We start from the raw sequence: 14030 nt of genomic DNA, 5'->3' as shown, positions 1-14030 counted from the left end.
AATTCCTCGCAATGAACGGGCCCGGCGCTTACGCGACGCCGACACCCAGGTAACGGTCCTTCACCTCGTGATCGGCCGCGAACGCCGCGTTGCTGCCTTCGTAGACGATCACACCCTGTTCGATCACGAAGTGGCGGTCCGCAAGCTGCGTGCACACTTCGAGGTTCTGTTCGACGAGCAGGATCGCGACGCCGGCCGCCTTGATCTGCTTCAGCTGCGCGACGATCTCCTCGACGATCACCGGTGCGAGCCCTTCGACCGGCTCGTCGAGCATCAGGAGCCGCGGGTGGTTCATCAGCGCGCGGCCGATCGCGAGCATCTGCTGCTCGCCGCCCGACAACTGCGCGCCGCCGTTGCGGCGGCGCTCCTTCAGGCGCGGGAAGATCCGGTAGATGTCGTCGAGCTGCCACGGCGAATCGCGACGTGCGCCGAGCCGCAGGTTTTCCTCGACCGACAGCAGCCGGAAGATGCCGCGATGCTCGGGCACGAAGCACAGGCCGCATGCGGCGATCCGGTGCGCGGGCTGCCCGGACACCGGCCGGCCGGCGAACGTCACCGTCCCGCCGGTCGGCGCGACGACACCCGCGATCGTCTTGAGCGTGGTCGATTTGCCCGCGCCGTTGCGGCCGAGCAGCGTCACCGTCTCGCCTTCGTTCACGTTCAGCGAAATGCCCTGCAGCACGTGGCTCTTGCCGTAGCAGGCGTGAACCTCCTTCACGTCGAGCATCATGCGCGGCCTCCCGTGATCATGTTGCCGAGATACGCGCTGCGTACGCGCGCGTCGCCGCGAATCGCGTCGGGCTTGCCTTCGACCAGCACGCGCCCCTGCTGCATCACCGTGATCGTGTCCGAGATGTCCATCACGATTCCCATGTTGTGTTCGATCAGCACGACCGTGTAGTCGTCGCGCAGGCCGCGGATCAGCGCCTTCATGTCGTCGAGGTCGTCGATGCCCATGCCCGACGTCGGCTCGTCGAGGAAGATCGCGCGCGGCCGCGCCGCCAGCGCCATCCCGACCTCGAGCCGACGCTGCTGGCCGTGCGACAGCACGCCGGCCGCCGTGTCGGCGAAGCGCTGCAGGCCGAGCCGCTCGAGCACCTCGTCGACGATGCCGTCATGCGCGAGTGCGCCGCTCGGCGGCGTCCACGGATTCAGCGCGCGCCGCGATTCCACGCCCTGCGCGGCGACGCGCAGGTTCTCGCGCACGCTCAGGTTCGGAAACAGGCTCGTCACCTGGAACGAGCGTGCGATGCCGCGCCGCACGCGCTTGTGATCGGGTTCGCGCGACACGTCGTGACCATCGAACAGGATCGAGCCCGACGTGATCGGCAGCGTGCCGGTCAGCGTATGGAACAGCGTCGTCTTGCCGGCACCGTTCGGGCCGATCACCGAATGCACGGTGCGCGGCATGATCCGCAGATCGACGCCGCCCAGCGCCGTGAACTTGCCGTAGCGCTTGACGATGCCGCGCGCTTCGAGAATCGCTTCGCTCATTGCCGCTCCCTGGCCGTAGCCGCAGTACGATCGGCGCGCCGCAGCGATGCCGCGACGCGTTCGCCGAGTCCCCACAACCCGCGCTGCATGAACAGGCTGACCGCGATCAGCACGAGGCCGAGCAACAGCAGCCAGCGCGGCCACAGCGTCGACAGCCAATCCGCGAACAGCACGTAGAATGCCGCGCCGAGCACCGACGCGAACAGGTTGCCCGTGCCGCCGATCACCGTCATCACGAGGATCATCTCGCTCGTGTGATAGTCGATGTTCGACAGCGGCGCGATGCCCGTCATCAGCGCGTGCAGCGCCCCCGCGAGGCCCGTGACCGCGCCCGAGATCACGAACGCCGCGAGCTTGAAGCGCTGCACGTCGTAGCCGGCCGCCGCCGCGCGCGCCTCGTTGTCGCGAATCGCGAGCAGCGTCCGGCCGAACACCGAGCGCGATACGCGCAGCAGCAGCCAGAACACCGCGACGAACAGCACCGCGACGAAGCCGTAGTAGCGCCACGGCGAATCGAGCGGGACGAGCGGATGCCCGAATGCGGCGAGCGCGGGGCGCGGGATGTCGAGCAGCCCGTTGTCGCCGCCCGTCACATCCGGCGTCGTATACGCGAGGAAGTAGAACAGCTGCCCGAACGCGAGCGTCAGCATCACGAAGTAAGTGCCGCGCTGCCGGATCGAGAACCAGCCGACGAGCGCGGCCGCGACGGCGCCGAGCACGGTGGCCGCGACGAGCGCAGCCGTCACCGACCGGACGCCGTGCGTCAGGACCAGCCCCGCCGCGTAACTGCCGAGCCCGAAGAAGATGCCCTGCCCGAACGACAGCAGCCCCGTATAGCCGAGCAGCAGATTGCAACCGAGCGCGGCGAGCGCAAACACCAGCACTTCGGTCGCGAGCGAGCCCGAGCTCAGCGCCAGCGGCAGCACGCACGCGACGGCCACCGCGAGCCAGCCCTCCGGCCGCCGCAGCGCGCCGTGCCACGGCCGCGCGCGCGGCGAGGCTGCCGCCGCGGGCGGCAGCGGTTTCGACGATTCGATCATGCAGCCCTCCCCAGCAATCCGTTCGGACGCAGCAGCAGCACGGCCGCCATCGCGACGTAGATCATCAGGCGCGCGCCTTCCGGCCACAGCGTGCTCATCAGGCTCTGCACGATGCCGACCAGCAGCCCGCCGACGAGCGCCCCGAGAAAATTCCCCATCCCGCCGACGACGACCACCACGAACGCGACGCCGAGCGCCTCGATGCCCATGAACGGATCGACGCCGCGGATCGGTGCCGCGAGCACGCCGGCGAGCGCGGCGGTGGCCGCGCCGAGCGCGAATACGAGGCTGAACACGCGCGTCACGTTGATACCGAGCAGCGACACCATCTCCGTCGATTCGCTGCCCGCGCGCACCGTACTGCCGAGCCGCGTGCCTTCGAGCACCCACCACAGCAGTCCGGCAAGCACGGCCGTGAACGCGATCACGAACAGCCGGTATTTCGGGTAGACGAAGCCGCCCCAGATCACGACGCCGTTCAGCGCGTCGGGCGGCGGCACGTTGTCGCCGAGCGGGCCCCAGGCGAGGATCGCGCACTCCTGCAGCACGAGCGCGAGCCCGACGGTCGCGAGGATGTGGAATTCATGCTGTTGCGCATACACGTGACGCAGCACGAGCTTCTCGACGATCCACGCGAACGCGCCGACGACGAGCGGCACGACCGCGAGCGCAACCCAGAAGTTGGCCGACCATTGCAGCGCCTGGTAGCAAAGGTACGCACCGAGCAGATAGAACGCACCGTGAGCGAAGTTCACGAAGCGCAGCAGGCCGAACACGATCGACAGGCCGACGGCGAGCAGGAAATACAGCATGCCCACGCCGATGCCGTTGACGATCTGCAGCAGATAGACGTTCATGGCTTCCGTACCGGAAAGGAGTGAAACGGACGTCCGCGGCGCGCGACGGCCGCGAATGCGCGCATCGCGTTACGCGAGCTTGCACCCCGTCTTGTCGACGGACAGGAACGATTGACCCGAGCTGACGATATCCGCGTAGTCGTCCGCGTTCTTCATCCGGCTCTTCGGCTTGCCCTTCAGCAGGTAGTAGTTCTTCAGCACCTGGTGGTCGCCCTTGCGGATTTCCTCCGGGCCCGTGAGACCGTCGTACTTCATGCCTTCCATCGCCGCGACGACCTTCTTCGGATCGGCGCTGCCGGCCTTCACCATCGCGTCGAGCAGGATCTTCGAGCAGATGTACGAACCGGCGAGGCTGTAGTTCGGGTTCGCCTTGAACGCGGCGTTCGCCCGCTTCACGAAGTCGCGATTCAGCGGCGAATCGATGCCGTGCCAGTACTGCGCGCCGAAATACACGCCGTCGCAGATGTCGGGGCCGAGCGCCTCGAACTGCTCGAGGCCCGATGCCCACGCAAGCAGGATCGTGCAGTTGCGCTTCATCCCGAAGCTGACGGCCTGGCGCAGCGTGTCCGACGATTGCGAGCCGAAGTTCAGGATCAGCAGCACGTCCGGTTGCGCGGCCGCCGCGTTCGTCAGGTAGCCGCTGAACTCCTTCTCGGCGAGCGAGTGGTAGCTGTTGCCGACATGCTCGATGCCTTTCTCCTTGAAGATCGCCTTCGCGGCGGACAGCAGGCCCTCGCCGAACACGTATTGCGGCGTGATCGTGTACCAGCGCTTCGCTTTCGGCAGCATCTGGAGCAACGGCCGCACCGTCTGCTCGATCGCGCCGAAGGTCGGCACCGACCAGCGGAACGTCGCATCGTTGCAGTCCTTGCCGGTCAGTTCGTCCGCGCCCGCCGTCGTGATGAACACGCCGCCTGCCTTCTGGACTTCCTTGCCCATCGCCAGCGATTCGGACGACAGGATGCCGCCCGCGAAAAAGCGGGCCCCCTTCTGCTGCGCGATTTCCTGCACGCGCCGCACGGCGGTCGCGGGCTTGCCCTCGGTGTCGAGTGCCGTATACGCGAGCGGCGCACCGAGCACCTTGCCGTATTGCCTGACGGCGAGCTGCATGCCGAGATCGGCGTACTTGCCATTGGCGGCGAACGGCCCCGACATCGGCACCGGGCAGGCAAGCTGGATGGTCGAACCCTGCGCGAATGTGGCACGGGACGACATGCTGCCGAGCGCACCCGGCACGGCCGACAGCGCGGCCAGTTTCAACAGTTCTCGGCGATTCAAGTTGACGCTCCTGATAAAGGGGGACACACGATGCGACCGACTGCCAAACCCAAACCGTATCCACGCCCTGCAGGATGCGCGTTGCCGGTTGATCCTATTTATCATGATAAATAGGATCAACCTGATGCTAGAGTTGATCAAAATTGGTGTCAATCAGGCAAAATTCCGTACCCCGCGCCCGAACGGATCGTCGACGACGATGTGGCGCGCAGTCAGACAAAGGAGTCTTGAAGATGGTCATGGACCGAGCCAGGGCGGGCCTCGCGGTCGAAATCAAGCAGCCGAAGCGGGCGGATCTCGTCGCCGAGGAGATCAAGCGGCTGATCACCGAGAAGGATCTGAAACCGGGCGACCGCCTGCCGCGCGAGGCGGAACTGCAGCAGCTGTACGCGGTGAGCAAGAGCACGATCCGCGAGGCGCTGAAGTCGCTCGAGGTGCAGGGGCTCATCAAGGTCACGACGGGGCCGTCGGGCGGCGGGATGGTCGTCGAGGTGCCGCTCGACCGCACGCTGCAACTCCTGCAGAACTACCTGTTCTTCAAGGACGTGACGATCGACGACATCTACACGGTGCGCAAGCTCCTCGAACCCGAGCTGGCGGCGGGCGCCGTGCCGCACCTGACCGAGCGCGACTTCGCGGCGCTGGAGGCGAACATCGCGTGCTGCGACGGCGCGTCGGGCGTGCACGACCGCGGCCACATGCTGCGCCAGCGGCAGGAGGACACGACGTTCCACGACATCCTCGCGGCCGCGAACCCGAACCCCTTCCTGCGCTTCAGCTGCGAGCTGATCAACGAGATGATCCGGCAGCTGATCGAGTTCAGGAACGATACGCCGCTCGCGGAGCACAAGCGCTTCGGCGAAGCGAACGTGTCGATCCACAAGGAAATCCTGCTGGCCGCGCGAGCGCGCGATGCCGAGCGCGTACGTGCGCTGATGGTCGAGCACATGACCGAGGCGCCAAAGCACGTGAAACGGATGAAAGGGAAGCTGCGCGGGCGCTTGATCCTCGACTCCGAAATCCGCAGGCGGGCCGCCGCGCCCGTTCCGGGCGCCGACGCGGCCGCGGCGGATGGCGAGGACAACTGACTGTCGGCACACGCGAAGCCGGCTCGCGACAAAAGCCGACCGTCCGGCGACGGTCGGCCAGCGCCGCTCACGCGTACCCCGTCGTGCCTTTCGTCTCCAGATATTCGACGAGGCCGAACTCCGCATACTCGCGGCCGTTGCCCGAACGCTTGTAGCCGCCGAACGGCGCGGCCGGGTTCCACGCCGGATAGTTGATGTGCACGTTGCCGACGCGCAAGCGCGCCGCGATGCGGCGGGCGCGCTCGAGATCCTTCGTCTGCACGTAAGCCGCGAGCCCGTAGACCGAATCGTTCGCGAGCGCCACGGCTTCATCCTCGGTCCGGTAGGTCAGGATCGACAGCACCGGCCCGAAGATCTCCTCGCGCGCGATCGTCATGTCCGGCGTGACGTTCGAGAACACCGTCGGCTTCACGTAGAAGCCGTCGCGGAGCCCGTCCGGACGGCCGGGCCCGCCCGCGACGAGCGTCGCGCCCTCGTCGATGCCGCTCCGGATCAGCTGCTGGATGCGGTCGAACTGCGTGCGGCTGACGACCGGCCCGATGCCCGTTTCCGGCGAACGCGGATCGCCGACGACGGTGCGCGCAGCCTCATCGCGCGCCGCCGCCTCGGCCGCGGCCAGCTGATCGACGTGCACGAACATCCGCGTCGGCGCGTTGCACGACTGTCCGCTGTTGCTGAAGCAGCTGCGCGCGCCGCGCGTGACGGCATCCTCGATGTCGGCATCGGGCAGGATCAGGTTCGGACTCTTGCTGCCGAGTTCCTGATGCACGCGCTTCACGGTATCGGCCGCGGCCTTCGCGACTTCGACACCGGCACGCGTCGAGCCCGTAAACGACACCATGTCGACGTCCGGATGCCGCGACAGCGCATCGCCGACCTCATGCCCGTAGCCGTGCACGAGGTTGAACACGCCCGGCGGCACGCCGGCTTCGTGCAGGATCTCCGCGAACAGGATCGCGCTGAACGGCGCGATCTCGCTCGGCTTGAGCACCATCGTGCAGCCCGCCGCGAGCGCCGGCGCGACCTTGCAGACGATCTGGTTGATCGGCCAGTTCCAAGGCGTGATCAGCGCGCACACACCGATCGGCTCGTGCGACACCAGCAGCGAATCGGTCTGCGTGCTGAACCGGAATGACTGCAGCGCGCGGATCGTCTGTTCGAGATGCGCGGTGCCGACCGCGGCCTGCATCGCGCGCGCGAACGCGATCGGCGCGCCCATCTCCTGGCTGATCGTGCGCGCGACTTCGTCGTAGCGGCGCCGGTAGATCTCGAGCACGCGCTGCAGCAGCGCGACGCGCGCGTCGACCGTCCAGCGCGAATACGCGTCGAATGCCCGCTTCGCCGCGCCGACCGCGCGGTCGACGTCGGCCGACCCGCCGATCGCGAGCCGCGCATACGGCTTCGCGGTCGCCGGATCGATCACGTCGATCGCGCGCGCATCGGCCGGATCGCACCACTGTCCGACGATATAGCTCTGTTGTGAGGTTCGCATCGAAGGCTCCTGGAATGACGAACGGTGCTGCCGCGCTCAGCGCGTCGCCCGCGCGTAAGTGTCGGCGAGAATGTCGCGGATCTTCGCGACGAACCACACGATCTCGTCGCGCGACATCACGAGCGGCGGCGAGAACTGCACGATCGGCGTGCCTTCGTGGTCGACGCCCGCGCGGCACAACAGCCCGGCTTCGAAGATCGCGGGCGCGAGCAGCGTCGACACGAACGTCTGCGCGCTGATGCCGGCCGCCCAGCGGCGCGCGGCCTTGTCGGTCACGAGTTCGAGCGAGTAGTGGTAGCCGTCGCCGCGCACGTCGCCGACACACGGCAGCTCGAGCAGGCCGTCGAGCGTCTCGCGGAACACCGCCTCGTTGGCGCGGACGTTCGCGAGCACGCCTTCGCGCTCCATGATCGTCAGGTTCGCGAGCGCTGCCGTGCACGCGACCGGATGGCCGCCGTAGGTCGCGCCGTGCAGGAACATCTGCTGCGGGCCGGCGAGCACGGTGTCGACCACCGTGTCGCTCGCGATCACGCCGCCGAGCGGCACGTAGCCCGACGCTATCCCCTTCGCGAACGTGATGAGGTCCGGTTTCAGCCCGTAACGCGTCGACCCGAAATATTCGCCGAGCCGGCCGAACCCGCAGATCACTTCGTCGGCCACGAGCAGCATGCCGTGCCGGTCGCACAGCGCGCGCAGCCCCTGCGCATAACCGGCCGGCGGCGTCAGGCTGCCGCCCGCGTTCTGCAGCGGCTCGACGACGAGCGCGGCGACGGTGTCCGGCCCTTCCTGGACGATCAATGCTTCGATCTCGTCGAGCAGATGGCGCGTGAACTGCGCTTCGGTCTCGCCTTCCGGCCGCCCGTAGCGCTTCGTGTTGCTCACGTGCCGCACGCCCGCCATCAGCGGCTCGAAATGCTTGCGGAAGTTGGTCATCCCGTTCAGCGCGAGCGCGCCGAACGACGTGCCGTGATACGCGACGCGCCGCGCGATGAACTTGCGCCGCTGCGGCTCGCCGCGCGCCTGGTGATACTGGCGCACCAGCTTGATCGCCGATTCGTTCGACTCCGAGCCGCTCGACGTGAAGAACACGCGGTTCAGGCCGTCCGGCGCGAGCGCCGCGAGCTTGTGCGCGAGGCGGATCGCCGGTTCGTGGCCGTAGCCCCAGTTGGTCGCGAACGGCAGCCGCACCATCTGCTCGCGGATCGCGTCGCCGATCTCCGCGCCGTGGCTGTAGCCGACCTGCACGCAGTACAGCCCGGCGAGCCCGTCGAAGTAGCGCTTGCCGTTGCGATCGACGAGCCAGCAGCCTTCGCCGCGGTCGAACACCGTCAGCGCGTGGTCGCGATACGCATCGGCATGCGTGAAGTGCATCAGCAGATGGCGCTTGCCGAGCGCCTGCAGGTCCGCATCGAGATTGACGTCAATACCGTTCATGGGTCATTCCTCCTTCAGGGATCCGAGACCGGCGGCCCGCAGCCGGAAGCCGCCGGCCGGTCATTCAGTTCATCGACAGCGTCGGCGCCGGGCGCGTGAAGCCGCGCGTGAGCCACAGCAGCTGGCACAGCCCGATCACGAGCCAGCCGATGCCGACGTAGAAGGTCTGGCGCGACAGGCCCGACCACAGCCAGACGTTCATCGCGAAGCCGAGCGCCGGCACCGCGCCGAACCTGATCCAGCCCGCGAAGCGGCGATGTTCCGGGCGGCCGAGATAGCTGCGCATCACGCACAGGTTCACGACCGCGAACGCGACGAGCGCGCCGAAGCTGATCATCGTCGACGCGAGATCGAGCGAGATGAACAGCGCGGACAGCGACACGACACCGACCGCGAGCGTCGCGCGCACCGGCGTGCGCAACCGTGCATGCAGGTGGCCGAACACGCGCTCGGGCAGCACCCGGTCGCGGCCCATCGCGAACAGCACGCGCGTGACGCTCGCCTGGCCGGCCATCGCGCTCGCGAAACAGCCGGCCACGTAGACCGCGACGAACAGCGCCGACAGCGTGCCGCCGCCGATGCGCCGCATCAGTTCGAGGCTGGCCGAATCGAGATCCTTGAACGCATGCCAGTCGGGGAACACCACCTGTCCCGCATACGCGATCAGCATGAACAGCAGGCCGCTCGCGAGCGTGCAGAGCAGGATCGCGCGCGGCACCGTGCGGCGCGGCTCGCGCGTTTCCTCCGACAGCGTCGACACCGCATCGAAACCGAGGAACGACAGGCACAGGATCGCGGACCCGGCGAAGATCGCCCGTGCGTCGTCCGACGACGGCAGCGCGAGCGTCGGCGCCAGCCCCTCGCCGCTCGCGACATGCGCGGCCGCCGCGACGAAGACCGCGATGAACACGAGCTGGCTCGCGATCAGGATCAGGTTCACGCGGTTGACGAGCCGGATGCCGACGATGTTCAGCCCGGTGACCAGCGCGATGCTCGCGACGATCCACACGCTGGCCGGCACGGCCGGGAACAGCTGTTTCATGTAGATGCCGATCGCGAGGTAGCTGATCATCGGGATGAACAGGTAGTCCATCAGCAGCGCCCAGCCGACCATGAAGCCGGCCGAGGTGCCGAAGTTGCGGCTCGCGAACGTATAGGCGGAACCGGCACTCGGCATCAGCCGCGCCATGTGGCCGTAGCTGCGCGCGGTCAGCAGCATCGCGACCAGCGTGACCGCATACGCGATCGTCAGGTGTCCGTTGGTTTCGCGCGTGACGATCCCGTAGGTCGTGAACACCGTCATCGGCAGCATGTATGCGAGGCCGAAGATCACCAGCGTGAACAGCCCGAGCGAATGCGCGGCGCGTGGCTCCGCGTCGGCGTACCCGTCCGTGCGTGCCCGCACGTCGTCTGTCGCGGCGCTGGGCGTGCGCTGCTCCGGCCTGGTGTCTTTCATGCTGTCCTCACGTGGCGTGGTCCATGACATCAACACTCGTCTCGTCGGCAATGCGGGCAGTGCAGGCACTGCAGGCATTGCGCGATCCGGAAACGAGTGTGGTGCGCCAAAAAATCGACGACGAATGAGAAAAGCGGACGTAATCGGGGGATATTTCCGGACGCGTGGCGGGCGGCCGCCCCCCGCTGATGCGGGCCCTCTGGCGTTTCGCGGACATTCCGGCTATGTTCTACGCGAACCCGTTGCCGCCCCTCGCCATGGACAGCAAGTCCCATCGACCCCAAAGCCGCGCCGAACGCAGCCTGCGTTCGGCGCTCGGCCTCGCGCGTCCGGCCGGACGCCAGGAAGACATTCCCGCCACCGTGCACGCGATCGCGGTCGCGCTCGACGAATGCCGCGTCCGGCACATCGACGGCGCCGCGCTGCTCGCGGGCACCGGCCTCGGCGCGGCCGAAGTCGCGTCGCCGAACCTGCACGTGAATCGCGGCCAGGAGCAGCGTTGCTTCCGCAACCTGCTGCGCTGCAGCGGCGTACCGTCGATCGGCCTGTCGATCGGCGCGCGGCTCCATGTGTCGACGCTCGGCCTCGCCGGTTACGCGATGCTGATCAGCGGCTCCGTGATGCAGGCGTTCCGGTGCATGAGCCAGTTTCCGCTGTTCATGGGGCTGTATTTCGACGTGCGCGTGCACGCGCACGCGGACGGGATGAGCGTGACGATCGGCCGCTACAACGGCGAACCCGACCTCGAGGTGTTCCAGACCGACATGTGCCTGTCGAGCCTGCGCCTGATCGTGTCCGATCTGGTCGGCAAGCCGGTATGGCCCGCGCAGCTGCATCTCGCCCGCCGCACGCCGCGCAACGGCGCGGACTACGCACGCCACTTCGACTGCCCGGTCACGTTCAATGCGGGCGAGAACCGGCTCGTGTTCACGAGCGTGAACGGCACGGAAGCCCCGCGGCTCGCGAACGAAGTCAGCTTCAATGCGCTGCACGGGCAATGCGAAGCGCTCGAACGGCAGTGGGCCGCGTCGGTCGGCACGCGTTTCGCCGATCGCGCGAAGGAGTTGATGGCGCGCGACCTCGCGCGCTTCAAGTCGATGACGTCGCTCGCGAACGCGCTGCACCTGACCGAGCGCACCTTGCGACGCCGGCTCGACAAGGACGGCATCACGTTTCAGTCGCTGCTCGACGACGTGCGTCGCCAGGAGGCGGTGCGGCTGCTCGAAGAACCGGCGCTGAGCGTGGCCGCGATCGCGGAGCGGCTCGGCTACAGCGAGCCGCGCAGCTTCCGCCATGCGTACCGGCGCTGGACCGGCAAGACGCCGCGCGCGGGCGCGAACGACTGAAATCGCGCGGCGCGCGAACGTCAGCCACTCCGCGCCGTACCGGCACTTCCCGGCCTCGTCATGGGCAACGCGCGCCCGTGCAAAGGCAAGGCGAAAAACGCCTGCCCTTGAACTTCACTTAAAGGTTACGGTTTGCCTCGGCAAGCGTATCGAGGCCATGGGTATGTGTCCTGCCATCCGACAAAATGGCGGCGCGTCGATTCCTATCGACCCGGACGCGTGCGCCACGCGCTCAAAGCACCTCGAAACGCAACCCGGCATGACGCACGAGGCGCTCGACGAAGCGCTCGTCGAACATCGTCGCGGGCGTCCAGAAGCCGCCGCCGCGCCCGGTCTTCTCGCCGTCGCGGCTGCAATCCAGCGCGAGGCTGAGCGCGGCCTGGCCCAGCATCTTCCCGGTCGAACCGTAGCCCGGATCGCGATCGCCGGTGACTTTCACGCGCAGCGTCCGCCCGTCGTCGGCGCGCCCGAAGAAGCGCAGATCGAAACGGCCGGCCAGCTGCGCGGCGACGCTCGGCCCCTCGCCGGGCTTCGGCAGCAGGAAGCGCTCCATCAGGCTGCGCGCCGGCTTGACGAGAACGCCCGCCATGAACGCGCCGAGGCCGGCCATCATCGCGAGCGCGGCGAGGCGGCCCTTGAAACCCGTGCCCGTGATGACCGCTTCGTCATACGCGAACCGGCTGCCGTACGCGTCGTCCGCGAGCGCGTTCGAGCGATGCACGACGCGCTCGTTGATGGCCGCCATCACGAACGGCGCAATCCACGTGCCGCCGTCGCGATCGAATTCCGCCGACCGGACCGCGTGCTGCCGCACCGTAAAGCGATGATCCTTCGGACACAGCGCATACGGATCGAGCAGTTCGCGGCGCAACGCGGGATCGGCCGCGGCTTCGCGCACGACGTTGATCACGCTCGCGACCGTTCCGCCCGACGCGCCGCCCTTCAGCGTCTTCACGCGCATCTTCACCTGCGTGGCCGGCCGGCCCCACTGCCGCCGCGCGTGCTGCTGCAGGAACAGGACGCCGATGTCCGACGGCACCGAATCGAAACCGCAGCAATGCACGATGCGCGCGCCCGATTGCCTGGCCGCCGGTTCGTACCGTTCGATCATCCGCTTGATCCACTGCGTCTCGCCGGTGAGATCGCAGTAGTCCGTGCCGGTCTGCGCGCAGATCCGCACCAGCGGCTCGCCATACAGTGCGTACGGCCCGACGGTCGACACGACGACGCGCGTGCGCTCGCACAACGCACGCAACCGCGCTTCGTCGGCGGCATCGGCCACGATGATCGGCAGCGCCTGCCACGCTGCGCCCAGCGCGTCCCTGACCTGCCGGAGCTTCGCCTCGGAGCGGCCGGCAATCGCCCAGCGCAGCGATTCTCCGCTGGCCGACAGGTATTCGGACAGGTAGCGCGTCAGGATCTGCCCGACGAAGCTGGTGGCACCGAATACGACGAGATCCAGATCACGGGTCGGCTGGGTCATCGATGTTTCCTCCGAAACGGGTTGGTTACGAGCAGCCGGATTCATCGAACGGGTTCATCGAACGCTCCCCAATGGCGTCGGCAGATTCAGCACCAGCTGGGCATCCTTGACCACGTCGAACCGCACGATGGTGGATACACCGAGCCCGTCGAGCAGCTGGCTCAGCGGCCCGCCGTGCCGCACCAGCTCGATGCCGCGCGGCAACACGCGCTGTGCGAACGATAGCGTGTTGGTCTGCACCGAACTCTGGTGCCACACGCCGTCGACGAGATTGACCATGGTATTCGTGCCCATCCGCGACTGCGACGGCACGTCGATCAGCGCGGGCGACGGTGCGTTCAGCGTCAGGTCCGGCCGGCCGTCCATCCCGGCGATCCGCGCGCTCACGCGTGCGCCGATGTTCATGTCGATATCGGCGAGCCATTTGGGCAGCTGATAGCCGTGCACGCCGCGCACCCGCGCGATTTCCGTGGTAACGGGCAGCGCCAGCACATGCGCGAAGAAGCTCCGGCGCCGCATCGCGTCGAGCAGCTCGAGCGCATGCGAGCCGCGCGCACCCGGCCGGCGAATCACGACCGCGACGGACACCTCGTCATACGGATCGTTGTCGCAGACCGAATACGAAAAGAACGTCAGCGCGACCAGCCCGTAACCGGGAAATGCGCGCAGCGGTTCGAGCGGCACCGGCAGCGTGGTACGCAGGCGCTCGAGCGGCGCGAGAAACAGCACCTGGATGCTGCTGGAGCGATAGTAGAAATTTGGCGCCCAGGTCGGACCGACGCGCGACGCAACCTGACGCTTCGGGATCCGACAGAAAAAATCGATGTTCCCGGCGGCGGGATCGCACGCGACCGCGTCGAGATCCGGATTCATCCGGAACCGGTCGTAGTACCCGCCTTCGGGCACATCGACCTTGTGGGGCCCGAATTCGACCTGTGTAAAGCGCCTGTCCATCTGCGTTGCCTCTCGTCGAAGATTGATCGTCGCAGGCAACGTGCGGGCCTGCCGATTCACTGCCGTCAGCAGGCACTCTAAGATTCAACTCGACTTCAAGGTCAAGGC

Annotated in this window: 12 protein-coding genes; 2 read left to right on the top strand and 10 right to left on the bottom strand. The window is 67.6% G+C overall.

The features are described from left to right. Window positions 1–28: 28 nt before the first annotated feature. From DIE17_RS30315 to DIE17_RS30295, 5 genes are all read right to left on the bottom strand, one after another. Window positions 29–730 carry an ABC transporter ATP-binding protein gene (locus tag DIE17_RS30315; protein ID WP_124921475.1) on the bottom strand — a complete coding sequence of 234 codons (702 nt, stop codon included), beginning with the start codon at window positions 728–730 and terminating at the stop codon, window positions 29–31. Next, entirely contained in the window at window positions 727–1494 is a 768-nt protein-coding gene (locus DIE17_RS30310) for an ABC transporter ATP-binding protein (protein ID WP_124521205.1), read from the bottom strand. The genes DIE17_RS30315 and DIE17_RS30310 overlap by 4 nt, the downstream gene beginning before the upstream one ends. Next, complete coding sequence (locus tag DIE17_RS30305) at window positions 1491–2534, bottom strand: branched-chain amino acid ABC transporter permease (protein ID WP_124921474.1); 1044 nt, start codon at window positions 2532–2534, stop codon at window positions 1491–1493. The genes DIE17_RS30310 and DIE17_RS30305 overlap by 4 nt, the downstream gene beginning before the upstream one ends. Next, entirely contained in the window at window positions 2531–3391 is an 861-nt protein-coding gene (locus tag DIE17_RS30300; RefSeq protein ID WP_124521209.1) for a branched-chain amino acid ABC transporter permease, read from the bottom strand. Before DIE17_RS30300 ends, DIE17_RS30305 begins: the two co-directional genes overlap by 4 nt. A 69-nt stretch (window positions 3392–3460) precedes the next feature. Then, a complete protein-coding gene (locus tag DIE17_RS30295) occupies window positions 3461–4669 on the bottom strand; it encodes an ABC transporter substrate-binding protein (RefSeq protein WP_124921473.1) in 1209 nt (402 codons plus the stop codon). A gap of 233 nt (window positions 4670–4902) precedes the next feature. Between DIE17_RS30295 and DIE17_RS30290 the strand changes: the two genes are divergently transcribed. Beyond that, entirely contained in the window at window positions 4903–5757 is an 855-nt protein-coding gene (locus DIE17_RS30290) for a FadR/GntR family transcriptional regulator (protein ID WP_044847177.1), read from the top strand. 67 nt (window positions 5758–5824) lie between these two features. On the opposite strand, the gene DIE17_RS30285 is transcribed toward DIE17_RS30290, so the two are convergent. From DIE17_RS30285 to DIE17_RS30275, 3 genes are all read right to left on the bottom strand, one after another. Next, window positions 5825–7249: an aldehyde dehydrogenase family protein gene (locus DIE17_RS30285; protein ID WP_124921472.1), complete on the bottom strand. Its 1425-nt coding sequence runs from the start codon at window positions 7247–7249 to the stop codon at window positions 5825–5827. 36 nt (window positions 7250–7285) lie between these two features. After that, the gene (locus tag DIE17_RS30280) at window positions 7286–8683 is read right to left on the bottom strand and encodes an aspartate aminotransferase family protein (RefSeq protein WP_124921471.1); all 1398 of its coding nucleotides are present in this window, start codon (window positions 8681–8683) and stop codon (window positions 7286–7288) included. 64 nt (window positions 8684–8747) lie between these two features. Further along, window positions 8748–10139, bottom strand: coding sequence for an APC family permease (locus tag DIE17_RS30275; protein ID WP_124921470.1), 1392 nt, complete (start codon window positions 10137–10139; stop codon window positions 8748–8750). 257 nt (window positions 10140–10396) lie between these two features. On the opposite strand from DIE17_RS30275, the gene DIE17_RS30270 reads away from it, so the two are divergent. Further along, complete coding sequence (locus tag DIE17_RS30270) at window positions 10397–11485, top strand: AraC family transcriptional regulator (protein ID WP_124488108.1); 1089 nt, start codon at window positions 10397–10399, stop codon at window positions 11483–11485. 232 nt (window positions 11486–11717) lie between these two features. Here the strand turns inward: DIE17_RS30270 and DIE17_RS30265 are convergent, their stop codons facing one another. Next, window positions 11718–12968 (bottom strand): trans-acting enoyl reductase family protein, encoded by a 1251-nt coding sequence (locus tag DIE17_RS30265; RefSeq protein ID WP_124921469.1) that lies wholly within the window; start codon window positions 12966–12968, stop codon window positions 11718–11720. Between the two features lie 54 nt (window positions 12969–13022). Next, complete coding sequence (locus DIE17_RS30260; RefSeq protein ID WP_124921468.1) at window positions 13023–13922, bottom strand: acetoacetate decarboxylase family protein; 900 nt, start codon at window positions 13920–13922, stop codon at window positions 13023–13025. Window positions 13923–14030 lie beyond the last annotated feature (108 nt).

The sequence above is a fragment of the Burkholderia sp. Bp9099 genome (assembly GCF_003857805.1).
GTDB lineage: Bacteria > Pseudomonadota > Gammaproteobacteria > Burkholderiales > Burkholderiaceae > Burkholderia.
The sequence above is the reverse complement of the archived record's forward strand: the minus strand, read 5'-3'. Positions and strand labels throughout refer to the sequence as shown.